At 69.7% G+C, this 26,308-nt stretch carries 20 protein-coding genes and 7 pseudogenes; 12 read left to right on the top strand and 15 right to left on the bottom strand.

The window, feature by feature from the left end:
* Positions 1 to 23 precede the first annotated feature (23 nt).
* Positions 24 to 1,226, top strand: coding sequence for an IS110 family transposase (locus OG452_RS00545; RefSeq protein ID WP_327293584.1), 1,203 nt, complete (start codon positions 24 to 26; stop codon positions 1,224 to 1,226).
* Here the strand turns inward: OG452_RS00545 and OG452_RS00540 are convergent.
* Positions 1,202 to 1,594, bottom strand: a pseudogene (locus OG452_RS00540) (transposase); the annotation flags it as partial. The gene OG452_RS00545 and the pseudogene OG452_RS00540 overlap by 25 nt on opposite strands.
* Before the next feature lie 53 nt (positions 1,595 to 1,647).
* Here OG452_RS00540 and OG452_RS00535 point away from each other — a divergent pair.
* A pseudogene (locus OG452_RS00535) lies at positions 1,648 to 1,908 on the top strand (fibronectin type III-like domain-contianing protein); the annotation flags it as partial.
* Positions 1,909 to 2,458: 550 nt separating this feature from the next.
* Here OG452_RS00535 and OG452_RS00525 read toward each other — a convergent pair.
* Positions 2,459 to 3,337 carry an alpha/beta fold hydrolase gene (locus OG452_RS00525; RefSeq protein ID WP_327293583.1) on the bottom strand — a complete coding sequence of 293 codons (879 nt, stop codon included), beginning with the start codon at positions 3,335 to 3,337 and terminating at the stop codon, positions 2,459 to 2,461.
* Positions 3,338 to 3,448: 111 nt separating this feature from the next.
* Between OG452_RS00525 and OG452_RS00520 the strand changes: the two genes are divergently transcribed.
* Entirely contained in the window at positions 3,449 to 5,386 is a 1,938-nt protein-coding gene (locus tag OG452_RS00520; RefSeq protein WP_327293582.1) for an AfsR/SARP family transcriptional regulator, read from the top strand.
* 231 nt (positions 5,387 to 5,617) lie between these two features.
* Here OG452_RS00520 and OG452_RS00515 read toward each other — a convergent pair.
* Positions 5,618 to 6,435 (bottom strand): IS5 family transposase gene (locus OG452_RS00515; RefSeq protein ID WP_327293581.1). Its coding sequence is split into 2 segments (ribosomal slippage): positions 5,618 to 6,096 and positions 6,096 to 6,435, totalling 819 coding nucleotides; the frame shifts between segments, so codons are not numbered across the junction.
* A gap of 312 nt (positions 6,436 to 6,747) precedes the next feature.
* Positions 6,748 to 7,641 carry a LysR family transcriptional regulator gene (locus tag OG452_RS00510; RefSeq protein WP_327293580.1) on the bottom strand — a complete coding sequence of 298 codons (894 nt, stop codon included), beginning with the start codon at positions 7,639 to 7,641 and terminating at the stop codon, positions 6,748 to 6,750.
* A 101-nt stretch (positions 7,642 to 7,742) separates the two neighbouring features.
* Between OG452_RS00510 and OG452_RS00505 the strand changes: the two genes are divergently transcribed.
* Positions 7,743 to 8,831, top strand: coding sequence for a zinc-binding alcohol dehydrogenase family protein (locus OG452_RS00505; protein WP_327293579.1), 1,089 nt, complete (start codon positions 7,743 to 7,745; stop codon positions 8,829 to 8,831).
* A 430-nt stretch (positions 8,832 to 9,261) separates the two neighbouring features.
* Here the strand turns inward: OG452_RS00505 and OG452_RS00500 are convergent, their stop codons facing one another.
* The 5 genes and pseudogenes from OG452_RS00500 to OG452_RS00480 all read right to left on the bottom strand — a co-directional run bounded on the left by OG452_RS00500 (position 9,262) and on the right by OG452_RS00480 (position 12,297).
* Positions 9,262 to 10,110 (bottom strand): IS5 family transposase, encoded by an 849-nt coding sequence (locus OG452_RS00500; RefSeq protein ID WP_327293578.1) that lies wholly within the window; start codon positions 10,108 to 10,110, stop codon positions 9,262 to 9,264.
* Positions 10,111 to 10,225: 115 nt separating this feature from the next.
* Complete coding sequence (locus OG452_RS00495; RefSeq protein WP_327299468.1) at positions 10,226 to 10,561, bottom strand: hypothetical protein; 336 nt, start codon at positions 10,559 to 10,561, stop codon at positions 10,226 to 10,228.
* Positions 10,561 to 10,870: pseudogene (locus OG452_RS00490) on the bottom strand (transposase); the annotation flags it as partial. The gene OG452_RS00495 and the pseudogene OG452_RS00490, both read right to left, overlap by 1 nt.
* 52 nt (positions 10,871 to 10,922) lie before the next feature.
* Positions 10,923 to 11,000, bottom strand: a pseudogene (locus OG452_RS00485) (hypothetical protein); the annotation flags it as partial.
* A gap of 139 nt (positions 11,001 to 11,139) precedes the next feature.
* Positions 11,140 to 12,297, bottom strand: a complete 1,158-nt coding sequence (locus tag OG452_RS00480) for an FAD-dependent monooxygenase (protein ID WP_327293577.1) — start codon at positions 12,295 to 12,297, stop codon at positions 11,140 to 11,142.
* A gap of 71 nt (positions 12,298 to 12,368) precedes the next feature.
* Between OG452_RS00480 and OG452_RS00475 the strand changes: the two genes are divergently transcribed.
* Positions 12,369 to 12,926 (top strand): TetR/AcrR family transcriptional regulator, encoded by a 558-nt coding sequence (locus OG452_RS00475; protein ID WP_327293576.1) that lies wholly within the window; start codon positions 12,369 to 12,371, stop codon positions 12,924 to 12,926.
* A 128-nt stretch (positions 12,927 to 13,054) separates the two neighbouring features.
* Positions 13,055 to 13,893 (top strand): annotated as a pseudogene (locus OG452_RS00470) (IS5 family transposase).
* A 51-nt stretch (positions 13,894 to 13,944) separates the two neighbouring features.
* Here the strand turns inward: OG452_RS00470 and OG452_RS00465 are convergent.
* The 5 genes and pseudogenes from OG452_RS00465 to OG452_RS00450 form a co-directional block, all read right to left on the bottom strand.
* Complete coding sequence (locus OG452_RS00465) at positions 13,945 to 14,799, bottom strand: SDR family NAD(P)-dependent oxidoreductase (protein ID WP_327293574.1); 855 nt, start codon at positions 14,797 to 14,799, stop codon at positions 13,945 to 13,947.
* A 201-nt stretch (positions 14,800 to 15,000) separates the two neighbouring features.
* Entirely contained in the window at positions 15,001 to 15,255 is a 255-nt protein-coding gene (locus OG452_RS00460; RefSeq protein ID WP_327293573.1) for a DUF1275 family protein, read from the bottom strand.
* Positions 15,256 to 15,301: 46 nt separating this feature from the next.
* Positions 15,302 to 15,553, bottom strand: a pseudogene (locus tag OG452_RS35310) (YoaK family protein); the annotation flags it as partial.
* Positions 15,554 to 15,892: 339 nt separating this feature from the next.
* Complete coding sequence (locus OG452_RS00455) at positions 15,893 to 16,201, bottom strand: hypothetical protein (protein WP_327293572.1); 309 nt, start codon at positions 16,199 to 16,201, stop codon at positions 15,893 to 15,895.
* A gap of 163 nt (positions 16,202 to 16,364) precedes the next feature.
* Positions 16,365 to 16,709: a hypothetical protein gene (locus tag OG452_RS00450; RefSeq protein WP_327293571.1), complete on the bottom strand. Its 345-nt coding sequence runs from the start codon at positions 16,707 to 16,709 to the stop codon at positions 16,365 to 16,367.
* Between the two features lie 499 nt (positions 16,710 to 17,208).
* Between OG452_RS00450 and OG452_RS00445 the strand changes: the two genes are divergently transcribed.
* The 3 genes from OG452_RS00445 (at position 17,209) to OG452_RS00435 (ending at position 22,253) form a co-directional block, all read left to right on the top strand.
* The gene (locus tag OG452_RS00445) at positions 17,209 to 19,398 is read left to right on the top strand and encodes a hypothetical protein (RefSeq protein ID WP_327293570.1); all 2,190 of its coding nucleotides are present in this window, start codon (positions 17,209 to 17,211) and stop codon (positions 19,396 to 19,398) included.
* A complete protein-coding gene (locus tag OG452_RS00440; protein ID WP_327293569.1) occupies positions 19,395 to 20,666 on the top strand; it encodes a S53 family peptidase in 1,272 nt (423 codons plus the stop codon). The genes OG452_RS00445 and OG452_RS00440 overlap by 4 nt, the downstream gene beginning before the upstream one ends.
* Positions 20,667 to 21,194: 528 nt before the next feature.
* A complete protein-coding gene (locus OG452_RS00435) occupies positions 21,195 to 22,253 on the top strand; it encodes an NAD(P)/FAD-dependent oxidoreductase (protein ID WP_327293568.1) in 1,059 nt (352 codons plus the stop codon).
* A gap of 30 nt (positions 22,254 to 22,283) precedes the next feature.
* On the opposite strand, the gene OG452_RS00430 is transcribed toward OG452_RS00435, so the two are convergent.
* Positions 22,284 to 22,853 carry a helix-turn-helix domain-containing protein gene (locus tag OG452_RS00430; RefSeq protein WP_405565156.1) on the bottom strand — a complete coding sequence of 190 codons (570 nt, stop codon included), beginning with the start codon at positions 22,851 to 22,853 and terminating at the stop codon, positions 22,284 to 22,286.
* 131 nt (positions 22,854 to 22,984) lie between these two features.
* On the opposite strand from OG452_RS00430, the gene OG452_RS00425 reads away from it, so the two are divergent.
* The 3 genes and pseudogenes from OG452_RS00425 to OG452_RS35305 all read left to right on the top strand — a co-directional run bounded on the left by OG452_RS00425 (position 22,985) and on the right by OG452_RS35305 (position 26,299).
* A complete protein-coding gene (locus OG452_RS00425) occupies positions 22,985 to 24,487 on the top strand; it encodes an MFS transporter (protein ID WP_327293566.1) in 1,503 nt (500 codons plus the stop codon).
* Positions 24,488 to 24,502: 15 nt separating this feature from the next.
* Positions 24,503 to 25,153: an SAM-dependent methyltransferase gene (locus tag OG452_RS00420; RefSeq protein ID WP_327293565.1), complete on the top strand. Its 651-nt coding sequence runs from the start codon at positions 24,503 to 24,505 to the stop codon at positions 25,151 to 25,153.
* Positions 25,154 to 25,232: 79 nt separating this feature from the next.
* Positions 25,233 to 26,299: pseudogene (locus OG452_RS35305) on the top strand (alkene reductase).
* Positions 26,300 to 26,308 lie beyond the last annotated feature (9 nt).

Here is a 26,308-nt window from a genome sequence, read left to right as displayed (position 1 = left end):
AATACGAGCGCGGGAGCGAAGGCATGTCGGACGAGACGGGCATCGACATCTATCTGGGCCTGGACGTCGGCAAGGGCGATCACCATGCCGCTGCCGTGAACCAGGCGGGGAAGAAGGTTTTCGACAAGCCGCTGCCCAACAGCGAACCAAAGCTGCGGGAGCTGTTCGACAAGCTTCAGGCCAAGCACGGAACGGTACTGGTGGTCGTCGACCAGCCTGCTTCCATCGGGGCCCTGCCGCTGGCGGTCGCCCGGGACGCGGGCTGTCAGGTCGCCTACCTGCCCGGACTCACGATGCGGCGGATCGCCGCCCTTTACCCTGGTGAGGCGAAAACGGACGCCCGTGACGCGTTCATCATCGCGGACGCGGCCAGAGCGATGCCCCACACCCTCAGGACCATCGATCTCGCGGATGAGGCCGTTGCCGAGCTCGCGATGATCGCCGGGTTCGACGACGATCTCGCGGGCGAGTCCACCCGGATCGCCAACCGGCTCCGTGGTCTCCTCACGCAGATCCACCCGTCCCTGGAACGAGTCTTGGGACCGCGGATCCAGCATCCGGCCGTGCTCAAACTGCTGGGCCAGTTCGGCTCCCCGGCCCAGATCCGCAAAGCCGGACGCCGTCGCCTCGTGGCCCTCATACGTCCCAAGGCGCCGCGAATGGCCGAGCGTCTGATCGAGGACATCTTCACCGCACTCGACGAACAGACCGTCGTCGTTCCGGGCACTGAAGCAGCTGCGCTGATCGTCCCCAGCCTCGCCGACTCACTCCAGTCCGTCCTTGACCAGCGAAAACTCCTCGCGACCCGGATCAAAGAACTCCTGGAGGCCCACCCTCTTTCCCATGTCCTGATCTCGATGCCCGGCATCGGGATCAGGACCGCTGCCCGCATCCTCATCGATGTCGGTGACGGCAGTGGCTTCGCCACCGCCGGCCATCTCGCTGCGTACGCCGGCCTCGCGCCGGTGACCCGCAACTCCGGCTCCTCCATCCGCGGTGAACATCCCTCCCGGCGAGGCAACAAACAGCTCAAGAGGGCGTTCTACCTGGCTGCGTTCGCCTCGCTCTCCCAGCCCGAGTCACGCGCCTACTACGACCGCAAACGCCGCGAGGGGAAACACCACGTTGCCGCTCTGATCGCGCTCGCCCGACGCCGCATCGACGTCCTGTTCGCCATGCTCCGCGACGGCACCTTCTACCAACCACCCACACCAGCATCGGCTTGACGAAAACCATAGAGGCACCTTTTCAGGGCCCGCATGTTCACGGAATCGATCGCGCACCGCGACCAGTCCAACTCGCCCCGGGAGCCGAGCTCGTCGAGCACCACTCGGTGGAGTTTGGCCCACACCCTGGCCTTCGTCCACTCGGAGAAGCGCCGGTGGGCCGTGGCTCCTGACGGCCCGAATGAAGCTGCGGGCACCTGCTGCCAGGTGCAGCCTGACGTCGCCACGAACACGATCGCGGCCAGCACCTCACGATCACCGTGCCGACGCCGCCCACCGCCCTGAGGCCGAAAGGGCGCCTCCGGCACCACCCTCTGAAACAACTCCCACAACTCATCCGGCACCAGCCGCTCAACGATCCCCACCATGACGACAGCCAACCGACCGTGCCAAATGAGATGACCTCTTAGCGCAACTCCCGCGTCCCGTTATCCAGTTGACCGGATACACCCGTGTCCGGCTGGCGCCCGGAGAGCAGCGCAGGGTCACGTTCCGCCTGCACGCCGACCGTCTCGGCTACACCGGGCCCGACCTGCATCGCATCGTCGAACCCGGCGACATCGCTGTCATGCTCGGCGCATCCAGTACCGACACCCGCCTCACTGGCGCTCTCCGCCTCACCGGCCCAATCCGCCGGACCGGGCCCGTCCGCATCCTGGACACACCGGTGCGCGTCGACTGACCCCACCGGTTTCGCTCAGCGCCCACAGGAGCCGGCTGATGAGCGTGGTCGCGTCCAGCAGACCGTCAGCCCCGTGATCGGCGAGCCGCTGCTGGAGGAGGAGGAGCCGGACTGGGGGGTGCCCACCTCAACGGCGAGACGTACGGGTCGTGCAGCTGACCCGACACCGGGTTCGTGCCCACCCACAGGGCGGGCACGAACCCGGTGTGTATCCCGGTCCCGCCACGCCGCAGGGCCCCGGCTCTCATTACCGTGCGGGGGCAGCTGCCCTGCTCAGACCGCGGGTGGTGACCACGCGGGCAGTGCCGTCGGCCAGGCGGTAGGACAGCCCCGCCACGGCCAGGCGACCTTCAGCCACCTGCTCGGCCAGGACGCGGGAGCGTTCCAGCAGCAGCTCTACGGTGTGCTCAATGTGTTCGGCCAGGGGTGCGTCGACACCTGGGGCTGGAGCTGTTCCTGGCCTACCGCAGCGCCCGGGGCTGGTCCATCGCTGAAAACCCAGGGCTCGCCGACCGTCCGTGGCCCGGTCGGCGAGTCGGGGACAGGAGGCTCAGCGGGCCAGCAGGTCCTGGATCGCAGCCGTGATCTCTTCGGGTGCCTCCTCGGCCATGAAGTGCCCCGCTCGGGTCAGCCGGTGGTCCAGGTTCGGCGCCCACGCCTTCCATACCGCGGCAGCGTCGTAGCCCAGCTGCGTGCCCCAGTCCTGCTGGATGACCGTCACGGGCATGGCCAGCTGTGACCCGGCGTCCAGGTCCGCTTGGTCGTGCGTGACGTCGATGCCCGCCGAGGCCCGGTAGTCCGCGACGATCGACGTCACCGCCTCGGCGCTCGCCCGCAGATACTCGGCACGGACATCTTCCGGTATGGCGGTCGGGTCGTTGGCCCAGGCGTCGAGGAACGAGCCAAAGAACGTGTCCGCGCTGTTGGCGATCATCGCCTCCGGCAGGCCTGGCGGCTGCGCCATGAGGAAGAGGTGGTAGCCGACCGCCGCCGAGGTGCCGTGCAGGACGTTCCACATGTCGAGCGTCGGCACGATGTCGAGGATGCCTAGGTGCGTGATGGTCTCGGGGTGGTCCAGCCCCGCCCGGAAGGCGACCAGGGCGCCCCGGTCGTGGCCGACGAGGGCGAAGCGCTCGTGGCCGAGGGCCGCCGCCAGGGTGACGACGTCGGTGGCCATGGTGCGCTTGGCGTACACGGCGGAGTCAATAGCCGCCGGCTTGTCGCTGGCGCCGTAGCCCCGCAGGTCAGGACAGATCACCGTGTACCCGTCGGCGAGCCGTTCGGCGACGTGTCGCCACATCAGGTGGGTCTGGGGGAAACCGTGCAACAGCACGACCGGGATGCCGCTGCCGCCGACAGCGGCAGCCAGCTCCACACCGTCCGCACCGGGCAGGCGGATGTGATCGAAGCCGGGAATGGTGAGCGTCATGAATGGCCATCTTTTCGGTTGGGGGACTGACTGGATCAGCCTGGGCGACGGCGATCAGCAGCCGATCAGTACGGTTGGCCGCAGCCGACCCCTGGCACAGAGGATGGGGGCATGCGAATCGACGTGCTCGGTGCCGTGCGGGCCTTCCGCGACGACGGCAGTCCGGTTGACCTGGGCGGGCCCCGCCATCGTGAGGTACTCGCCCGGCTCGTCGCCGCCGAGGGACGGATGGTTACCACCGACACCCTTGTCGACGACCTGTGGGCCGATCCGCCGGCCCGCGCCGTGGGCGCTTTGCGCACGTTCGTCGCCGCGCTGCGCCGCGCCCTCGAACCCGACAGGCTGCCCCGCAATCCACCGCGCGTACTCGTCACCGAAGGTCCCGGCTATGCGCTGCGCCTGCCGCGGGAGGAAGTGGACGTCCATCGGTTCCAGGACACCCTGGCCCGCGCCCGGCGCAGCCCCGACGCGGTGACCGACCTCGCCACGGTACTCGCGGACTGGCGTGGACCCGCCTATGCCGATGTGCCCGGCTCCGCATGGACGCAGCGCGAGCGGATCCGACTGGAGGAGCTGAGGTTGGAGGGGGTGGAACTGCGCGCCCGCAACCTCGTTGACTACGGGGGAGGGGCCGATCTCGTCGCCGAACTGGGTGCCCATGTCACCGAACATCCGTGGCGCGAGCCGGCCTGGGGGCTGCTTGCCCGCGCGCTATACCGCGCGGGCCGCCAGGCCGACGCGCTGGCCACCCTCCGCCGAGCCCGCGCGATGCTCGTTGATCAACTCGGGCTCGACCCTGGTGCTGACCTCCAACGCCTGGAGACGGACATCCTCAACGGCTCCGTGCCTCCCGAAGGCGCACGTACCGCGTGGACCAGCCATGGTGTCCGGCTCGGCCCGCGCACCACCGTGGATCTGGCCCGCACCCTCGCACTGGCCGGTGGCGACGCCCTCGTTCACTCGCGGCGCGACCGCCTCGCCGCTGTCCAGGCGGCGGAACGCACGGGAGACCTCTCCCTGACCGCCCGGATCATCGGCGCCTATGACGTGCCCGCCATCTGGAGCCGGGCCGACGACCCCGAGCAGTCGCGCGCCGTCGTCGCGGCTGCCGAGCGCACGCTCACCGCGCTCGGTCCCGACGGCCCCGCCGACCTGCTCGCCCGCCTCCTGGCCACGATCGCTGTCGAGAGCCGCAGCGCCGATCTGTCCGGGACCGAGCTGGAGCGCGCGCAGCAGGCGGCACGGCAGGCCGAGGCGCTGGCACGGGACCTGGCCGATCCCGCCCTGCTGGCCTTCGCCCTCAACGGGGTGTTCCTGCAGTCCTTCACTCGCCCCGGGCTCGCGGCGGTACGGGACCGGATCGGTGCCGAGATCCTCGGCCTGGCCACCCGGCACGAGCTGCCGAACTTCGCCGTACTCGGCCGACTCGTCCGCCTGCAATCGGCCTCGGCCCTCGGCGACCTCGACGCCGCAACCTCGCACGCGAAGGCCGCCGAACAGCTCGCCGCTACCACCGAGGCGCCCCTCGTCTCCGTCCTCACCGGGTGGTTCCGGGCCCGGGCCACGGCCGCTCGCAGCGCCGAACCCGGCGGACCGACCGCCGCCACGGCCGCAGCCCACTACCGTGCTGCCGAGGACGCCCTCCAGACGGCCGGAATGCCGGGGCTGCACCGGGGCCTGTTCCCGCTCGCCCTACTGGGGCTGCGCCTGCTGCACGACCGGCCCGCGCCCACCGACCCGCGCCTCGACTGGGGCCCGTACCGACCCTGGGCGCGACCTCTCGTGCTGCTCGCCCAGGACCGGGTCGAGGAGGCCCGTGCCGCCCTCGCCTCGGTGCCCGAACCACCACGTGACCACATGCAGGAGGCGCTGTGGTGCCTGACCGCCCGCGCCGCCGTACGCCTCGGCGAGCACGGAATCGCCGCACGCGCTGAGGCTGCCCTGCGCGATGCCCGTGCCGAACACGCCGGCGCCGCCAGCGGAATGCTGACCCTGGGCCCGGTGGCGCGCTACCTGGCTGAGGCGGAAGCATGCGCCGGAGCGGGGTAAGCCGCGCAATTACTTGCAACTTTGCGCAGCTGTGCTGCGGCAGTATCAGGCAGCACGTCGTTGACGAAAGCAGTCGACCTCTGCGCGGCGCCTCCAGCCCGGGTACGCAACGCGCGCTCCAGACCCTCCTCAACTTTTCCCGCGCTCGATCTCCAAGCGATATGCCAACGAAGCCGCTTCTGCGACGCGGCCCGGCTCCTTCCACCGGTTTCGGCATCTTTAGACCGTGTCCTATGTGGTGAGTCGTATGAGCCGTTTGTAGCAGCAGAGTGTCGCGGCGAGTCCGAGAAAGGCCAGGTAGTTGGAGGATTGGCGTTCGTAGCGGGGGCTGAGGCGGCGGTAGCCGGACAGCCACGACATCGTCCGTTCGATCACCCACCTGCGTCGGCCGAGTCGTTCGCTGGACTCGATGCCTTTGCGTGCGATGCGGACGCCGATGTGCTTGCCCCATAACCATTTCCGCAGGTGGGGCACGTCGTAGGCCTTGTCCGCGTGCAGCCGCTGAGGCTTGAAGTAGCGGCCGCGGTGGGGGTCGTGTCTCGTTTGGTGACCGGCGACCATGGGCTTCAGCGCGAGGCTGTCGTGGACGTTGGCGGCGGAGATGCCGACGACCAGGGGCAGTCCGTTCGCGTCCGACAGGATGTGCATCTTGGAACCCGGTTTCCCTCGGTCCACGGGGCTTGGACCTGTGTGTTCGCCCCCTTTTTTGCCCGCACGTGCGCGGAGTCGAGCACAACACGGGAGACGTCGATGAGGCCGGCATCATCGAAGCGATGCACCACCGCTTCATGGAGCTGGCCCCGGACACCAGCTCTCGACCAGATCATGAACCGACGATGCACCGTCGACTTCGACACCCCGAAACACGGCGGCAAAGCCCGCCAGGAACACCCGCTGACCAGCACATAGACGATCGCCGCGAACAACGTCTCATCAGGCGTGTCCTGCGTCTGGCCGCCCTGCGGCCGCACCTTCGACGGAGGGATGAGAGGCCTTGCTATCTCCCACAGCCCGTCCGGAACAATCCAACTCCACTTCTCCTGCCCCATGTTGGACGCCACTACCCAGCTTCACGACATAGGACACGGTCTTAAGGGGGTGGTTTGAGAGGGTTTTGGTGGGGATCGGACACCAAACCCCGACCAGTGCCACGTTGGGCGTGTCCACCGGAAACGTCCGCGGAAGGCCGACGGCCGGCGGCCGTTATTCGCGGCCGCGGGGCGCGAAAAGTACGTGCAGGGCCGTGACGACGGCGAAGCCGATCGCCAGTACCGCGAAGAACAGGCCGACGGTGACCGCGGTGCCCCCACTCGTGAGGGGGAAAGGGGGTACACGCGATTGTGTGCGGCCTTGGTGGCGGTTCAGGCGGTCGAGGTGATCGCTTGGGTGACGGCGGTGATCGCCGGGGTGGGGTGGCCGGAGAGGCGTGCCACGAGCACCCGGCGGATCTCGGGGGGTGCGCCCTCGACGCGCAGCAGGCTCACCCCGGGCGGCAGCACCGGTGAGAGCCGGGACGGCACCGTGGTCACGCCGAAGCCGCCGGCGACCAGTTGGAGCTTCGTCAGCCAGTCGCGCGCGGAGTGGACGACGCGCGGCCGTCCGGGCAGGCCGGGCCAGACGCCGAGCAGCGGCTCGGAGTTCGACGACGAGGTGGCGATCCATGCGGCGTCGACCAGTTCGTCGACGTGCGCCGTGGTGCGTCCGGCGAACTCCCCGGTCGATGGCACCGCCACGGCCAGTTCGGTGTCCGCGACGGCCTCGAGGTGCAGGCGCGGCAACTCGCTGTCGAAGGGACGGTGGGGTGGTCGGGATGTCAGCACGGCGAGGTCGAGCGAGCCCGCGCGCAACGCCCGGATCAGGGAAGGCGTGGTGCCCTCGCGGGTGGTGACCGTGATCTGCGGGTCTGCCTCCGCGAGGTGTGCGAGTGCGCGGGGCAGAATCGCTGAGCCCGCGCTCAGGACCGCCCCGAGCCGGACCAGTTCGGTCTGCGGGACGGTGCCGGTGAGATCACGCTCGGCCGCTGCGAGTGAGGCGAGGATCGTGTGGGCGTGCCGCAGCAGGGTCAAGCCGGGGGGAGTGAGCCGCACCCCGTCCGGGCGGCGTTCGAACAGGGTGGTGCCGGCGCTGTGTTCGAGGGCGGCGGCCTGGCGTGAGATGGCCGACTGCGTGTATCCGAGTCGCGCGGCCGCTGCGGTGAAGCTGCCGGACTCGGCGATCTGCCGCAGGACCCGCAGTCCCGTGCTGGAGATGTCCATGCGTCATACGCATACCATAGATGCGAGATCATCGCTTCCCGCATGCTCGTCACGCTCCTAGTGTTGATTTCAAGAGCACGGACGAACACGGAGGTCATCACGTGCGAGCAGCAGTTCTGACGCGGTTCGGCGCCCCACTCGCGGTGCGGGAGGTGCCGGACCCCGAGGCCGGTAGCGGTGAGGTGGTGGTCGAGGTCCTCGCCGCCGGCGTGGCGCCCTACGCGGCCGAAGTCTTCAGCGGCAAGCGGAAGTACCCCCTTGTCCCTCCTGTCGTGCCCGGTGTTGGCGCGGTGGGGCGGATCGTCCATGTCGGCCCTGACGCCACCCGGCTGCAGATCGGCGACCTGGTGTGGTGCGACTCGACGGTGCGCTCGCGGGACGATGCCCTGACTCCCGACATCACGCTCCAGGGCTGGAGTTCGCGCGGCGAGGGCGGCGCGCGGCTCGCCGAGTACATGCACGACGGGGCGTTCGCCGAGCTCATGCGGGTCCCGACGGAGAACGTCTTTCCGCTGCCGGCGGCGGCCGGGGAGGATGCGGCCCGCTGGGCCGCGCTCACCGTGCACACCATCTCCTACGGCGGGCTGCTGGCAGGCGGGCTCGCGGCCGGCGAGACCCTGCTCGTCAGCGGGGCCACCGGCAACCTCGGCAGCAGCGCGGTCGCGGTCGCGCTCGCGATGGGCGCGGGCCGCGTGGTCGCCCCCGGCCGCAACAAGGCCGCGCTCGACCTCCTCGCCGACCGGTTCGGCCCGCGTCTGCGCCCGGTCCCGCTGGCCGGGGACGAAGCCACCGACCGCGCGGCGATGTCCGCGGCGGCCGACGGCCCGATCGACATGGTGATCGATCTGCTCCCGCCGAGCGCACCCAGCTCGGCCTCGCGTGCGGCGGCCATGACCGTGCGCGAGTACGGCCGGGTCGTTCTCATGGGCGGCGTCGGCATGCTCGGTGGCGACGACCTCGCACTCCCGTACCCATGGATCATGCGCAACTCGATCACCGTGCGCGGGCAGTGGATGTACCCGCGCACAGCCAATGTCGGCATCATCCGGCTCCTCGCCTCGGGCGCTTTGGATCTCGCCCCCGAACGGGTCCGGCCGTTCGACCTCAATGCCGTCAACGACGCCATCACGTACGCCGCCGCGCACGGTGGCCCGTTCGACCGCACCAGCCTCACCCCATCGGCTGGCTGACAAAGCCCACTGATCCCCACCACGGGGCTCGGCCGGTTACTGCTTCCTGGCGAAGCTGCCGGTGTCGACCTCGGTGAGGATGCCGAGTTTGGCCAGGCGTTTCAACTTGGCTCGGGTGCCTTCAACGTTCTTCGGCAGCAGTTTGTGGTCGAGGGCTTCGCAGACGTCCTTGGCCCGCAGCGATCCGGTCGCCTCGTTGAAGACGGCGAGGATGCGAGGGTAGTCAGGGTGCTCGGGCAGGTCCGGTGGGACGGCCGGAAGTCGGTCGGCAAGGCCAGTGACGGTCTCCGAGTGATCGCGAGGTGCTCAAGGTGCGTCTCGGCCTCCCGCAGCCGGGTCTGCAGTTCGCCGATCTGCGCGCGGAGGTCGTCGGCCTGCGCTCGGGCGGCGTTCTCCTGGACGTCCAGCGCGTCGAGCAGGGTCTCAATGTTCATGGGGTCACCGCCTGCGATTCGCGCCAGGTAGGAGCGTTCGCGCCGGCGAGGCGGCGGATCATGACGTGGGACATCGCCCAGTAGACGCGAGAGGCGGACGACGATGGGCGGTGCTCATAGTCACGGACCAGACGCCGGTGCAGTATCAAGATCCCGTACGTCTGCTCGACCTTCCACCGCTTCGGCTGCGGCACGAACCCCTTGTCCTGCGGGTTGCGTTCGACGATCTCGACGTCGATCCCCAGGCCGACGCCATGCAGGACCACCTGGTTATTGAAGCCCTGGTCAACCAGCGCCTTGCGGACATTTCCGCCGGCGTGCTCGGCGACCTGGTCCAGCAGGATGATGCCCACGGTGTTGTCGTGCGTGTTCGCGGCGAGGACGACGACCGCGATGACCAGGCCGAGGACGTCCACGGCCAGTCCGCGCTTGCGGCCCGGCACCCGCTTGGCGGGATCCCGGCCGGTCGTGGCGGCGGGGACCCCGGCGGCCGCATGGACACTCCGGGTGTCCGGCACCACCAGCGTCGGGTCCTCTGACCGGCGGGCCCGCTCGCGGACCTGGCAGCGCAGGAGTTCATGGATGACCTGGTCGGTTCCGTCGTCCCGCCAGGTGGCGAAGTAGTAGTACGTCGCACTCTTCTGGGGAAGATCGTGCGGGAGATAGGCCCACTGGCAGCCGGTCCGCCCCTGATAGAGGATCGCGTTAACGATCTCCCGCAACTCGTAGGCGCCCTGATGGCCACTGACCGAACGGTGCCGGTCCTTCCACGCGGTGATCACCGGCTCAATCCACGAGCACTGCTCGTCCGATAAGTCACTCGGATACGGCTTGCGTTCACTCACCCCGCCACCCCAACAGACCGCAGGCGGCGGACCCAGTGGATTCCGTCCACACCCACACCATCAGGCGACCACAGAACCACTTAAAGGGTCACGAACCGCCCTCTTAGAGGTCGTTTCATTTGGTGGGTTTCGGGCTGCCAGCCAATACGTATAGAGCCAGTTGATGCAGCCGTTGGTAGTAACGGAGCCCTCCTGGTTCGGTGAGCAACGGCAGGACCTGGTCCAGGTCCTCGATGCAGTCGCGGAGAGTCCCGAGGCGCTTCGTGTCGAGAGCCCCGCCGTTGTTCAACCAGACGGACACGCACCCGGCGATGTCCGCGTCGAGCAGGACCATGTCGGTGCCTGCCAGTTCCGCACCACGTAGCGCGGCGGGGAAACGCGCGGCCAGGTGCTCCTGCCACAGGCGGGCAGCCGCAGCTTCAGGCTCTGTAGTTCTCTTCACACGACTCATCATCGTGCAGTGTCCTCCTGGCGGAGCGTTCTCGGCCTCCCGAGGCGGCGGTGACAGATGAGGGCCGCGGCTATGCCGACGAAGGCGAGGAAGTGCTCGGGCTTGCGTTCGTAGCGGCGGTGCAGGCGACGGCAGCCGGCCAGCCAGGAAACGGTTCGTTCGACGACCCAGCGGTGCCGGCCGAGCCGGGCGGAGGACTCGACGCCTTTCCGGGCAATGCGGGGGCGTATGCCGCGCTTGCAGAGCCATCGCCGCAGGTGGTCGTAAGTCGTAGCCCTTGTCCGCATGCAGTTTCGCAGGGTTTTGTCGGAACGTCGCGCCAGGCGACACCGGTTCGCAGCACGTACATCACGCCAGCGAGTGCCACTCGGTCGGGAAGGCGCAGGCGCCCGGGGTGGCGACGGCGTCGTTCGGGAGTGTGCGGCAGCAGCGGGGCCACGCGCTCCCACGGATCGTCCGGAACAAGATCAGTACGGACCCGGACACCTTGCCCACCGTGACTGCCAACAGCAAGACCCACAGCTCGACTTGGCCCAGAAAGTAAGTGCCTGGTAGTGAGGTGGCGGGCGCGAACCAGATCAGTTCAGCGACGGCGGGACCCAGGCGTGGTGCCGCAGAATCATACGTGTGGCGGCCCGGGACGGTGTCAGTCGCATCGCCGTGTTCCGCAGGGTGACGGCCAGCGGGTGGGACAGTTGCTGGCCCATTCTCCCGGCCTGCCGGGCGGCCCCTGCGACGGCCTGGCTGCGCGGTCGACGCTCGGCGTCGTAGCGGGCGAGCGCGGCCTCGACGGTGGACTCGGCACCAAGGGCGGCGGCCAGAGTGACCGCGTCCTCCAGTGCCTGGCAGGCGCCTTGTCCGAGGTTGGGGGTCATCGCATGGGCCGCGTCGCCGAGCAGGGCGATCCGCCCGACCACGTATGAGGGGAGGGGTGTGCGGAGTTCGTTCACGTCGTGATGCAACACGGCCTCGGGCCGGGTCGCGTCGAGTAGAGCGGGGATCGGGTCGTGCCAGGTGTGGAATCGTCGGCGCAGTTCGGTCAGAGGGTCGGTGAACCGCGTTCCGGCGGGGAGGCTGAGGACGGCGTGCCACTCGGCCTTCCCGTCCAGGAAAGCGATGTGTCCGAACTCCGCGCCTCGGCCCCAGGTCAGCTCGAAGTCGGTACGCAGATCGACCGCGTGCTCGGTGATCGCGCGCAGCACCGTCGAGCCGCTGTGGACAGGGCCGGGGTGGTCTGGGAAGAGTTGGCCGCGGAGTTCGCTGCCGATACCGTCGGCCGCCACTACCAGATCGGCCTCCAGGGCCGTGGTGCTGTAGCCGACGTGAACTGTTCCCGGGCCGGCCTGCTTGACCGTGGCCGCCTGGGAGCCGATCACCAGGGACCCGGCGGGCACGCCCTCTCGTAGCAGTCGGTGCAGAGTGGAGCGCGGGATGCCCATGATCGGCGTGCCCACCGCCTTCGCCAGTGCCGAGCCGTCCATCCGGGCCAGCCAGCCGCCCCGGGACGTCCGAGTGCCGCCGCTGTACTGCCCTCGCGACGCGTCCCGAACCGCCCCACCGATGCCGAGTTCGTCCAGTGCCCGCAGGCCGTTGGCAGCCAATGAAATGCCTGCCCCCGCGTCCTCAAGCATGGACGAACGCTCGAGGACTGTCACGTCCCATCCGATGCGGTGCAGGCCGATCGCAGCGGCCAGCCCGCCTATGCCTCCTCCGACCACCACTGCCGTGTTCCCCATGCCGGAGCCCCTTCTTCTACATCTGTAGAAGCCGACTCTATCCTGAGTCTCTACGGGTGTAGAAAGGGGCTATGGCTTCGGATCGGCGCACCCTTCTTGCAACCGCAGCTCTCGACGTCCTCGCCGACGAAGGGATGCGCGGCTTGACTCACCGCGCGGTCGACCGCAGAGCAGCCATGCCGCCCGGCACCACCTCGGTCTACTTCCGCACCCGCGCCGCACTGTTGACCGGACTCGTCGTCCACTTGGTCCGACTCGACCAGACGGAACTTCAAACGACGGCCGACGAGCTTCCGCCCCTGCGTACCGTCGAGGAACTGGTGGACGGCATGGTGACGCTCACCCGACAGCGACTCACCGGCGAGGGCCGTCGGCGCTCGCTCGCCCGCCATGCTTGCGCCGTCGAGAGTGTGCGCGACGAAGAGCTGCGCGAGATCCTCGTGCCTCGCGAAAACGCCGGCCGCGAGGCCGTCCGGTTGTTCCTCGCCAAGCGCGGCGTGACCGACGTTGAGAACCGCACTCACACTCTGCTGACCTGCATCGACGGACTGGTCTTCGACCGACTGGTGAACGGCGGCGAAGTACAGCGCGAGGCCCTCGAAGGACTGGTCGCCGCCGCGCTGCGTTAGGCCCCAAGCGTCCATGGTTCCCTCTCGAACCAGCTGGCAGCTTCGGCTGTCTCCGCCGCCTACGAATCTCATTCTGAAACGAGTAGTTATAAGACATCTCATTTGGTTGGTTGGGTATTCTGTGAGTCATGGTGGGGATCGTTGAGCGGCTCGTGCCACACGAGTTGTGGGAGTTGTTCCAGCGGGTGGTGCCGGAGGCGCCGTCGCGGCCTCAGGGTGGTGGCCGACGTCGGCACGGTGACCGGGAGGTGCTGGCCGCGATCGTGTTCGTGGCCACGTCGGGTTGTACCTGGCAGCAGATGCCTTCCGCGTCGTTCGGCCCGTCCGGAGCGCCTGCCCACCGGCGATTCTCGGAGTGGTCGAAGGCCAGGGTGTGGGCCAAGCTCCACCGCCTGGTCCTCGACGGACTCGGCTCCCGGGGCGAGTTGGACTGGTCGCGGTGCGCGATCGACTCGGTGAACATGCGGGCTCTGAAAAGGGAGACCTGACGGGTCCGAATCCTGTCGACAGGGGCAAGTACGGCTCGAAGATCCACCTGATCACGGAACGGTCGGGTCTGCCCATATCCGTCGGGATCTCCGGCGCCAACCTGCACGACAGTCAGGCCCTGATCCCCTTGGTGAAGGGCATCCCACCGATCCGCTCACGCCGCGGACGGCGCCGGCGCAAGCCCGCCAAGGTCCATGCCGACAAGGGCTACGACTATGCCCATCTGCGGCGATGGTTACGCGGCCGGGGCATCACGCACCGCATCGCCCGCAAGGGAGTCGAGTCCTCGCAACGGCTGGGCCGCCATCGCTGGACATCGAACGCACCATGGCCTGGCTCGCCGGCTGCCGACGACTGCGGCGGTGCAGTCGCCGGCAGCCGACGACTGCACCGCCGCTACGAACGCAAAGCCGACCACTTCCTCGCCTTCACCAGCATCGCCTGCGCCCTCATCTGCTACCGCAGACTCACCAAATGAGATGGCCTCTTAGCGGTTCAGTCGGCCGCTTGAGCGTCGCTTTCGTGGTCGTCACGCCGTGATGTTGGCGCTGTCGCCGCCGGTGGCAGCGAAGCTGGTGCCGGTCACCATGCGTGCCTCGTCGGAGGCGAGGAACACCACCAGTGGTGCGACGTCCTGGGGCTCGACCCACGGCGCCCCGAGCGGCAGCTTGCCGCGCTGGGCGTCGGCTGCAGTCTGCTCATCCTTGGCGACGTCGCCGGTGGGCTCGTGGCCGCCCGTGCGGATGATCTGCGCGTAGCGGTCCTCGTGACGGGTGAGCGCCGTGTTGACCAGCCCCGGGATCACGGCGTTGACGGTGATGCCGTGCTTGCCGAGGTCGAGGGCCGCCGACTTCATCAGCCCGATCAGTCCCCACTTGGACGCCGAGTAGCCTGCGCCGTCGAGGGTGCCGTGCTGACCCTGGGTGGAGGACGTGACGATGATCCGTCCGCCCCCGCGCTCGATGAGAAGCGGCGCGGCGGCGCGGAGAACGTTGGCGGTGCCGGTGAGGTTGACGTCGATCTGGTCGTCCCAGAGCTCGTCGCTCATCTGAAGCAGGGACGCGAAGCCTTGGATACCGGCGTTGGCGAAGACGACGTCGATCCCCCCGAAGCGCTCTACGACCTGGTCGAACCCGGCCTTCACCGCGTGACGGTCGCGCTGGTCGAAGACCACCGGCAGCCACTCGGCTCCCGTCTCCTGGACGAGCCGCCCGGTCTCGGCGAGGTCCTCGGGCGTCGCCGGGTGGTAGTCCATCGCGGAGCTCGCCAGGGCCGCGATGTCAGCCCCGGCGACGCTGTATCCCTCTCGTGCGAAGGCCACGGCTGTGGCGCGACCGATCCCGCGGGCCGCCCCGGTGATGACCACTACTCGGTTCTCGCTCATCTGGCTCCTTGTCGTTCATCGTCCGGCTTCTATCTGGGTCGTTCGGGGATCGTCCGAGTGCTGGCCGCCCGGCGTCCTTCCCGGTGCCGCGCGCCACCCCGAGCCCGATTGCCCCGAGGGTCATGCACGCACCGGCCGCGAGAAGCGCGTCGGCTCCGGACCGGGCGCTGATCAGCAGCGCGCCGAGAGCGCCTCCTGCGCCTACCAGACAACCGCTCCCGCGCGGCGGACCCACTTGTCGCCGGTGCCGCCGGCGAGCGGGCTGTCCAGCGCGAAGTTCACCAGCGTGCTCGTGATGACCACCGTGGTGACGTCGGAGATCCGTGTCCGGCGGGTGACCACCGCCTGCATACCCATCGCCGCGGCGAGCAGAGCCGTGAGCCCGACCAGCCATCCTCCGGCCGGAACGCCCAGCAGCAACCAGGCGACTCCGATCACGAGGACCGTTGGCAGCACTGCCGGACAGGACCAGCAGGTGAGCGGTGGGCAGGCGCGTGACGTGCCTACGCCCGTGCACGAAGCGTCCTGCAACGATTGCGCCGGCGAGGAACCCCACCAGGGCGACCGCGTTGTTCAGCAGCGGCACTTCCCCGGGCCCGGCGAGCCCGAAGCCGACGAACAGCACATTGCCGGTCATGTTCCCGGTGAAGACGTGGTCCAGCGCCAGGTAGATGACCGCGTCCACGAGGCCAGTAGCAACCGTGAGCGCGAACAGTCCCACCAAGTACGAGGCATCGCTGTCCGTCGGCTTCATGGGCTCAGGGTCTCGCGTCATGGCGGCGTTCCGGCGAAGGCGCGTCCCTCATAGCCCTGTGTGTGGCCATCTGGTGAGTTGCGGTTTTCAACCTGTAGCTGCTGACAACACCACGTCGCTGATCTGGCAAACATTCAGATCGGATGAGGTCTGACTCTCCGGGGAACTCTACGGCGCCGACGGGTGGCCCTTGTGTCCTAATTGACCTCCGCGCGGCGGGCGTTGGCTGCGTCGCTGGACATCCAAGGAGATCTCCTCACCTGCACGCCGGAGCACACCACCACATGCGGCCAACTGTGATGCTCAGAGTGGCCAACTGGACTGCTCAGTCCCATCCGATCACCCGTTCCCGAACCCGAAGAACAATGCGGGACACGAGGCGCACCGCAAGGCCTCCTCGGACGAATACCAGCGCCAGGAAGAGGAAACCTCCGACTTCCTCGACTGGGAGAAGGAGCTGGACTGGCGATGACGGACTCCGCCGAAGAAGTCCCGGCCGACGACGACCCCGGCTTCCGCAACATCGGCTGCCAGATCGTGTGCAGCCCGGAGGTCGCTGACGAGATGGCCCAGCGGCTGCGCCAGGCCGTCGGCGAGATCCTCGACGACTACACCGACGACGACGTCTTCGATTACGGCGTCGACCACGAGCGTGAGCATCGGAGCCGATGCCCGTTTCTCCGTCTCCCACGTCGCCCGCTTCGACGCCACCTGACCCAGGACGCGACGCCACCTGACCCAGGACGCACAGGTGCCCGCGCCTGCGCGAACGACGGGGACGGGCACCTGGTGCCGCGTCAGGACAGCGGCGTCACTTCACGAGGACGACCGAGTTCACCGGCGTCATGTCGTACGAGATGGTGGTGACCAGACGGTTGACGCCGCCGCAGTTGGTGCCGTTGTACCCCCGGCAAATCTGGTAACCCGCGCCGCCTGTCTGGTTGTTCACGACGTCGCGGACGCCGAGCACTTTTTCCAAGTTGTGCGCGCCGTACTGGTAGAAGATGTTCTTGGGCAGGATGCTGCCGTCCGGCTCGCGGATGCAGACCGCGCCGGACGGGCAGGGCGCCGCCGCGGACGCAGTGGGCGCCAGGCCGAGGCCAAGGGCCCCCAGAGCGAGAGTGGCACCTGCGGCGGACGCGATAAACTTGCGCATACTTCCCCCATGCTTGTTGGACGGCGGCCTGGCCAGTGCCGCCTGGACGGCGAACGTAGACCGTCGCGGCGAGCATAATCCAGAGCGTCCGAACGAGCCCTCGCGTTCGCCGATTTCAGAGACGGCTGTGGTTCCTGACTGTCGGCGGGACGCGGGGTCGGCCGCTGGGCGGGGTGCCGGCGGCCCTCTACCGCCAGGGGCGGAAGGTCGGCTGCTTCCCCTCGCAAGGAGGCCATGACCTGGCGGCCGGCCTCGAGGCGGTGCTGAACCGGCTCACTGGGCGTCAGCGCCACTCCAGACCCTGACCATTCGGGTGTGGTGGGAGCCGGAACGCACTCCCGCGCCGCGCACCCGGCCCGACCTGCGGCCCCCGACAGCGCCCCGACCGTTATGCATCGGTGATCTTCCGGGCCAAGGACCATCACATGGCACGGCGAGGCTGGCGCGCATTCCGACCCCGCACGACGGCCGGTTCGGACCGCAGAGGTACGGAGAACTCATGCTGCTCAAACGACTCTTGGCCCTCGCCTGCGCCGGGGCGGTGGCCGGCGGGATCGGCGTGGTTTCGGCAGGGACGGCCGTGGCGGGCACGGCCGGGCCCACCACCGCCGCTGCCGCACCCGCCGCCCTCACCCTGGTCACCGGCGACCGCGTCATGGTGACGTCGGCCGGCGGCAGGACGGCCTACACGCCGGTCGGCAGCAGCCGCGGCGCCGCCTTCCACGAGATACGCCGACCCGACGGCGACGTGGACGTGATTCCCGCGACCGCCGTGCCCTTCCTCGGGCACGGACTCGACCCCTCGCTGTTTGACGTCTCGGCACTGCGCACGGACGGCGACACCGGCCGGGTCCCGGTGCGGCTCTCCTTCGCGGCGGGCCACGCGCCCACCGCACCGGCGGGCGTCACCTTGACGTCGGTCAGCGGCAACACGGCAACCGGCTACCTGACTTCGGCTTCGGCCGCGGAGTTCGGCGCGGCGCTGCGGCGGCGGGCGGGGCCGGGTCCGATGCCGCCCGGGCTGACCCGTATGGCGCTGGCAGGCGCGCCGGAACAGGCACCGGCAACGACGTCTGCCCCGGCCCCGACCCATGCCCCGACCCAGGCGCGGTACGCCTTGAGCCCCGTCCAGTTGAACGTCACCGACCTGGCCGGCGCCCCCGCCGCGAACGCACTCGTCACCCTCGTCAACACCGACTCCTTCGCCCGGCAGCGGGCCGAGCAGGTGCCCGTCTCCGACGGCGTCGCGAAGCTCCAGTCGCCCGCCGGCCACTACATGCTGATCGCCTGGTTCCAGGACCAGGACGCAGACGGCAACACCACTGCGACCAGGCAGGTCGTGCTGGACGACCTGACCGTGTCGTCCGGGAGGGGCGTGACCGCGTTCGACGTCAGCGAGAGCGCCGCGACCGAGCAGATCGGCGTACGGACCCCGAAGCCGGCGACCCAGACATCCCTGTCCGACGTGGTGCTGCGCACCGACGCGACCGGCGCCACCATGACGTTTTCCTCCGACGTCACCGGCACCACACCGCTCTACGTCAACCCGGTCGACCCGACCGCGACCGGCACGCTGTCCAACTTGGTGTTGTGGAGCGGCTCTTCCACCGCCTACGGGTACGACCTGGCCTTCACGTCGGGGAACGGGGTGCCGGCGGACGAGACCTACCAGGTGGCTCCCGGCCAACTGGCGACCGTGCGTAACCGGTTGTACCGGGCTCCCGGATACTCCTCGGCCGGCGGCGCCATGACGGACACCCTGACCGACCCGCTGTACGGCATGTTCGCCACGTTCCGGCCGGCGACGTTCGGCACCGAACTCACCGACTACTTCGCGTCCACCGGGGAGGCGACCTGGGCCGAGCAGGTGGCCGCACCCGACGGCGTGACCTTCACCAGCGCTTCCAGCCTGTACGTCGCCGGGCACGGTTACACCGAGGACTGGGGCAGAGGACCAGTCGCCCCGACCTCGACGGCGTCATGGAACGGCCGGGTCTGCGCGATGTGCGCCGCGGGCGGCACGGTGGATTTCGGCCTGGCGGCCTTCGGCGACAGCGATCCTGGGCACTCCGGCGTCTTCATGTTCGGCCTGCCCGCGTCGTTCCATCTCACCGCGTACCGCGACGGCACCGAGATCGGCGAGACCACGCAGGCGCAGCCGCTGGCGGTCGCCGGCCAACCGCTCACCGCGGCCGCGTACCGCGCGGTCTACGACGTGGACGCGGACGGGTCGGCGCTCGGCACCACGAGCCACACCGATCTCACCATGCGGTACACGCCCGACGCCCCGAGCGCGGGCGCGTCCGACTGCGACGGCGTGTCGCCGACCTCGCCCTGCCAGGTGCTCCCCATGCTGGGCGCGCACTACGACCTGGCCGGGCTGGGCCTGGCCGACACCAGCACGTCCTCCCGGCAGGTGCTGCACCTGACGGTCGATCACCTGACTGTCAGCGGTGCCGGCTCCGACAGCCCGATCACCTCCGCGGGCGTGGACGTCTCCTACGACGGGGGGAGCACCTGGCACCACGCGGCACTCACCGGCGCGGCCGGCGACTATCTCGCGTCCTGGCCCAACCCCTCCGACCGCGGCGGTGCCATGCCGTCGATCCGGATCACGGCGGCCGACGCCGCCGGGGACACGCTGAGCCAGACCATCACGCACGCCTACCGGATCGGGAGCGCCCAGTGAGAAGTCCACGGCAGGTGGGTACGGGGCTGGTGGTCGCGTTGGCCGCGACGCTCGTCGCCGCTGCGCCCGCCACCGCCGTACCTGTTGCCGTCATACCTGCCACGGCCGTACCTGCCTCCGCCAACCCGCCGACCGCACGGGTCGCACTCGGCCCGCAGGCACCACGGGACCTGTCGCAGGTGCGTGACGTCTGCCCGAACGCCGCGCCCGGCCATGCCCGGTGCTTCGCGCAGATCCGCACCGACCCGGGCGGCGGTCGCGGAGTGCGCGGTGCGGCCGCGCCGCCCGCGGGTTATGGCCCGGCCGATCTGCGCGCCGCCTACGACCTGCCGGACACCGGCGGCGCGGGACAGACGGTCGCCGTGGTCGACGCCGGCGACGATGCCACCGCGGAAGCCGACCTCGCCGTCTACCGCACGACCTACGGCCTCCCCGCCTGCACCACCGCGAACGGTTGCTTCAGCAAGGCGAACCAGGCAGGCGTCGCCGGCCCGCTCCCCGACGATCAGGGCTGGGAAGGCGAGACCGCGCTCGATCTCGCGATGGTCTCCGCCGCCTGCCCGCAGTGCCGCATCCTCCTGGTGGAGAGCGACGACACCGAGTTCGCCGACTTCGCCGCCGCGGAGGACACCGCGGCCCGGCTCGGCGCGACCGAGATCTCCAACAGCTACGGCGAGACGGAATCGGGCGCGCTGGTGAAGTACGCCTCGTCCTACTCCCACCCGGGCGTGGCGATTACGGTCGCCAGCGGGGACAGCGGCTACGGCCTGCCGAGCTTCCCCGCCGATCTGACCTCAGTGGTCTCCGTCGGCGGCACGTCGCTGACCCGGGCCGACAACGCGCGCGGCTGGAGCGAGACGGTGTGGAACTCGTGGAAGGGGGCCGCGGGCAGCGGGTGTTCGGCGTGGGTCGACAAGCCGTCCTGGCAGCACGACACGAACTGCCCCGGCCGGATGGTCGCGGACGTCGCCGCGATCGCCGACCCCGACACCGGAGTCGCCGTCTACGACAGCGAGGACGGCTGGGGCGTGGGCAGCGGCACCAGTGCCTCGGCGCCGCTGGTCGCGGGCATGATCGGGCTGGGAGGCCATCCCGAACGCTTCCCCGACGCGTCCTACCTCTACGCGCACTCCGCCGACCTCAACGATGTCGTCGGCGGCGACAACGTGGTAGTGACCGACTGCGGCGGCGACTACCAGTGCACCGGCCGGCCGGGCTACGACGGCCCCACGGGACTTGGCACGCCCGCGGGCCTCGCGGCCTTCTGACCACCCGGCCCCCTCCCGGTCCGGCCTCGGGCTCCCGCACCGCACTCCGCGGGTCCGGGCGGGTCGGGCCCGGACCCGCGGGAGTTCAGAGCGGTCAGCACGAGGTCTGCCGGGCGAAGGAATTCGTCGGCCCACCTTCACCCCGGCCTCGATCCGCGCGACCTGACCGAACCCGGACGGCCCGGCAACGGGCCCGCGAGAACACGGAGAAGGGAGGCGGCGGGGCTCCCACCTGCGGGTTTCGCCGGTCAGAGCTTCGTTCCGTGCGTGATCATGAGCACCGATCGAGCACTTTGCGTGATCATGGGCAGCGGTAACGTTCAGTAGCGCGGCGGAGTGCATGCCGTCGAGGTCCTCCCGGCGGGGCTGCGGCGCCCCGGAACGGGACACTCCGTCGACGGAGGGGAGCGGGCGCTCCTCGCGAGGCGACCGCCCGGCGTGGGCTCAACCCCCATTTACGGGGAAGCGCCTTGCTGGTTCAGCAAGAGATGTGGCACCGGTGGCGGGGGGCGCAGCACGGTGGGCCGCATGAACACGGAAGAGATGCCCGAAGAGTTTGATGTCGTTGTTGTCGGCGGTGCAACCGCTGGTCTGTCGGGGGCGCTGACCCTGGCCCGGGCCCGGCGTTCGGTGCTGGTACTCGATTCCGGGCAGCCGCGCAACGCCCCCGCTGCCGCGGCCCACGGCCTGTTGACGCGCGACGGGGTGGCGCCGCGGGATCTGCTGCAAGCCGGCCGTATCGAGGTGGCTCTCTACGGGGGCACTCTGCTTCAGGAAGGCGCGACGTCCGCACGCCGGACGGACGGCGGGTTCGTCGTGGGCACGCAGTGCGGCCGGACGTTCCGTGCCCGCCGCCTGCTGGTGGCGACGGGCCTGTCGGACGAGCTGCCGGAGGTGCCGGGGCTGGGGGCGCGGTGGGGGCGCGACGTGCTGCACTGCCCGTACTGCCACGGCTGGGAAGTGCGCGACAAGGCGATCGGGGTGCTGGGCACCAGCGCCGCGTCGGTGCACCAGGCGCTGTTGTTCCGCCAGTGGTCACCGCGCGTCACGCTGTTCCTCCACAACGGCCCCGAGCCGAGCGAGAAACAGTGGGAGCGCCTCGCGGCACGCGGGATCGAGGTCGTCCAGGGCAAGGTGACCGGCCTGGAGATCACAGACGACGCCCTGAGCGCTGTCCGGCTGGCCGAGGGCCTGCGCATCCCGGTGGAAGCGCTGGTGGTGGCCCCGCGGTTCGTGGCGCGCAGCGAAGTCCTCTCTGGCCTGGGAGTCGACCCGGTGGAGCACTCTATGGGAGTGGGCACCTACGTTCCCTGCGAACCGGGCGGCGCGACCGAGGTTCCCGGGGTGTACGTGGCGGGCAACGTCACCGATCTGATGGGCGGCCTGCCCGCCGTGCAGGCATCCGGAGTGGCGGCGGCTGCGGCGATCAACGCCGACCTGGTGAATGCCGACGCCGACGAGGCAGTGGCCCGCCGCCGGTCCACGCAGGGCTTCAGCCCGGCCAACGAGGCACTCGTGTGCGAGCGGGTCCTGGGTGATCGCCGCCACGGCCTGGATTCGATGCTGCCCCCCGAATCCGGCCGGTAACGGGAGGACCTGCCCTTCGTGGGCGGGTCGTCAGGCGGGGCGGGCGCGCAGGTGGGCGCGTTCGCCCTGCTTGCCGAAGAGGACCAGCAGTTCCACGGGCTGGTCGTTGTCGGGGCCCAGCCAGTGCGGGACGTGGGTGTCGAACTCCGCGACTTCCCCCGGCGCCATCACCAGGACGCGGTCATCAAGGTGAAGGCGGAGCCTGCCGTTGAGAACGTAGATCCACTCATAGCCCTCGTGCGTCCGGAGCTCGGGCTCACCCGCGGCGGGGCTGATGACGAGCTTGTGCGCGTGCATGCCGCCCGGCCTGCGGGTCAGCGGCACGTACGTCATGCCGTCGCGCGTGACCGGGCGTAGATGCACGCGGGGGTCGCCCGTCTCCGGAGCGCCGACGAGCTCGTCGAGCGGGACGTTGTAGGCGCGGGCCAGGGGCAGCAGCAGCTCCAGGTTGGGCTTGCGGCCGCCGCCCTCCAGGCGGGAGAGCGTGCTCTCCGAGATCCCTGTGAGGTCGGCCAGCGCGGCCAGTGTGATGGCGTGCCGGCGGCGCAGGTACCGCAGCCGGGGCCCGACACCGGCCAGCACGTTCTCGAAGTCGTCCATGCTCCGCATCTTGCTGAACCGGCATGAGAGATTGCAACTTCTTCAGGACTGGGCGCACTCTCCTGGCGTCGTGGAGCACGTTTCCCGTGGACCACCGAGCTCCTGCCCCTCATTGCTCTGGAGAGCTGCCGATGTCTACCCCCGCCCGCACCGCCGAAAAGGCCCAGGATGCGGATGCACCGGATCCGCGGCGCTGGATGGCCCTGATCGTCGCATCGGTCGCCACCCTCATGGTCGTGCTGGACGTGTCCATCGTGAACATCGCGCTGCCGCAGGCGCAGAGCGATCTCGCGATGGGCGACGCCAACCGCCAGTGGATGATCACGGCCTACGCCCTCGCCTTCGGCGGGCTGCTGCTCCTGGGCGGGCGCATCGCCGACTTCGCCGGCCGCAAGCGCATCCTCGTCATCGGACTGCTGGGCTTCGCCGCGGCCTCCATGCTCGGCGGCCTGGCACCCAACCCGGGCACCCTGTTCACCGCACGCGCCCTGCAGGGCGCCTTCGCCGCGCTCCTGGCACCCGCGGCGCTCTCCCTCATCACCGTGGCCTTCACCGACCCCAAAGAACGCGCCAAGGCATTCGGGATCTTCGGCGCGTTCCAGGGCGGCGGAGGCGCCGTCGGGCTTCTCCTGGGTGGCGTCCTCACCGAGTACGCGGGCTGGCGCTGGTGCATGTACATCAACGTCCCCATCGCCCTGATCGTCGCCCTCGCCGCCCGCCCCTATGTCCGGGAGAGCCGCGCCACGGGCGACCGGCACTACGACCTCCCCGGCACCCTCCTGGTGACCGGCGGGCTGGTCGCCCTCGTCTACGGCTTCACCCAGGCAGCCGACGGCGGCGGCTGGACAGCGCTCGCCACCCTGATCCTCCTGGCCGTCGCCGCCCTGCTGCTGAGCGCGTTCGTCCTCGTGGAACGCCGCACCGCACACCCCCTGCTGCCGCTGCGGGTGGTCATGGAACGGAACCGGGCCGGGGTGTTCCTGGCCAACCTCCTCATCGGCGCGGGCATGTTCGGCATGAACCTCTTCATGACGTACTTCCTCCAGGTCAACCTCCACTACACCCCGCTACAGGCCGGCGTCGCCTTCCTGCCCTTTAGCGTCGGGATCATCGCCGCTACCACACTCGGCCCGCCCCTGGTCACCCGCTTCGGCCCCAAGCCCCTGATGGTCGCCGGCACCTCCCTGGCCACCGCAGGACTGCTCTGGCTCACCCGCCTGGGCACCGCCTCCGCCTACACCGGGGAGGTCCTGCCGACCCAGATCCTCGTGAGCGTCGGTGTGGGCCTGTTCTTCCTGGCGGGCCCCAACGTCGCACTGTCCGGAGTCGATCCGCGCGACGCCGGAGTAGCCAGCGCAGCCCTCACCACCAGCCAGCAGATCGGCGCTGCACTCGGCCCCGCCCTCCTCAACACCCTCTACCTCGCCGCCGTCACCGGCTACCTCACCCCCCGCACCCCGGCCGGCGGCGCAGCATCCCGGGCCCTGCAGCTCAAGGGCTTCCTGCACGGCTACCGCATCGCGTTCATCGTCGCCGGTGCCCTCATGGCCACCGCCGTCCTCGCCCTGGCCGTCCTGGTGAAACCCCCCAAGTCCCCCTCGGCTGAGCCCACCACTCCGGCCCCCGCCCACTGACCAGAAGGCCACCCGATGCACGACTCCACCCACAACGCGCAGTCCCCGGCCGAGGCGGCCCGATTCTGGGACAACCTCTACCGCGGCAAAGACGCCGTGTGGAAGGGCGACCCCAACCCGGTACTCGCCAAAACCGCAGCCCAGCTCTCTCCTCCCGGACGTGCCCTGGACCTGGGCTGCGGCGAAGGCGGCGACACCGTCTGGCTCGCCACCCACGGCTGGCACGTCACCGCCGTCGACATCGCCCCCACCGCACTGCGGCGCCTTACACAGCACGCAGCACGCGCAGGCGTCACCGACCGCGTGTCCACCCAGCAGCACGACCTCGCCGAAACCTTCCCCACCGGAACATTCGACCTCATCAGCGCCCAGTACCTCCAGACCCCCTACGACCTCCCCCGCGCCGACATCCTGCGCCAGGCCGCCCAGGCCCTTACCCCCGGCGGACTCCTCCTCATCGTCGACCACGGCTCTGTGCGCCCCTGGGCCTGGAACACCGACCCCGACACCCGTTTCCCCCGCCCCGAAGAAATCTTCGACGAACTCGCCCTGGACCCGGCCCGGTTCATCCCTGTCCGCCTGGCCAGCCCCGAACGCGAAGCGACCGGCCCAAACGGCCAGACAGCAACCGTGACCGACACCGTCGTCACCATCCGGCGCACCTGAAAACCCCACCCACCCCGCAGCACCCCGGCTGCACCACCCTCTACGGCGCGCGCAGCCCTCATCCGATAGGAGACCCCTCATGGCAGACCTCTTCTCACCGGTGACCGTCGGCAAGTGGACACTGTCCAACCGCATCGTCATGGCGCCCATGACCCGCAACCGCGCCACCCCCGACGGTGTGCCGACCGACCTCATGGCCGACTACTACGGGCAGCGGGCCACCGCCGGACTGATCATCACCGAAGGCGTACAGCCCAGCACCGTGGGCCAGGGATACATGAATTCACCCGGCCTGCACACGCCCGCCCAGATCGCCGCCTGGCGCACCGTCGCCGACGCCGTCCACCAAAACGGCGGACGCATCGTCGCGCAGATCATGCACGCCGGACGCATCTCCCACCCCGACAACAAGCACCACGCCGAAACCGTCGCCCCAGCGCCATCGCCGCCCCCGGCGAGATGTTCACCCCCACCGGTCCCCAGCCCCACCCCACCCCCCGCGCCCTGGACACCGACAAAATCCCCTCCGTCATCGACGAATACGCCCACGCCGCACGGGCCGCCCTCGACGCCGGACTCGACGGCATCGAACTCCACGCCGCCAACGGCTACCTGCTCCACCAGTTCCTCGCCCCCAACACCAATCAGCGCACCGACCCCTACGGCGGCACGCCCCAAGCACGCGCCCGCTTCGTCATCGAGGTCGCCCAGGCCGTCTGCGACGCCATCGGCAGCGAACGCGTCGGCATCCGCATCTCACCCGCCATCAACCTCCACGGCGCCATCGAAGACGACCCGGACGACACCGCCATCACCTACCGCACGCTCATCGACGCCCTGTCCGCCATGGGACTGGCCTACCTGCACACCATCGGAGACCCCACCACACCCCTCATCGAGGACCTCTCCCGCCGCTTCGCCGGCCCCCGTACCGTCAGCAACGGATGGGACCCCGTGACCGACGCCACCATCGCCCAGGCCCTCCTCGACAACGACCAGGCAGACCTCGTCGCCGTCGGACGCGCCTTCATCGCCAACCCCGACCTCGTCCACCGCTGGCAGACCCAGGCGCCCCTGAACCAGCCCGACATGAACACCTTCTACGGCGGCGACCACCGCGGCTACACCGACTACCCGACTCTGTAACAAGGCCAC

This window comes from Streptomyces sp. NBC_01197, assembly GCF_036010505.1.
GTDB lineage: Bacteria > Actinomycetota > Actinomycetes > Streptomycetales > Streptomycetaceae > Streptomyces.
The sequence above is the reverse complement of the archived record's forward strand: the minus strand, read 5'-3'. Positions and strand labels throughout refer to the sequence as shown.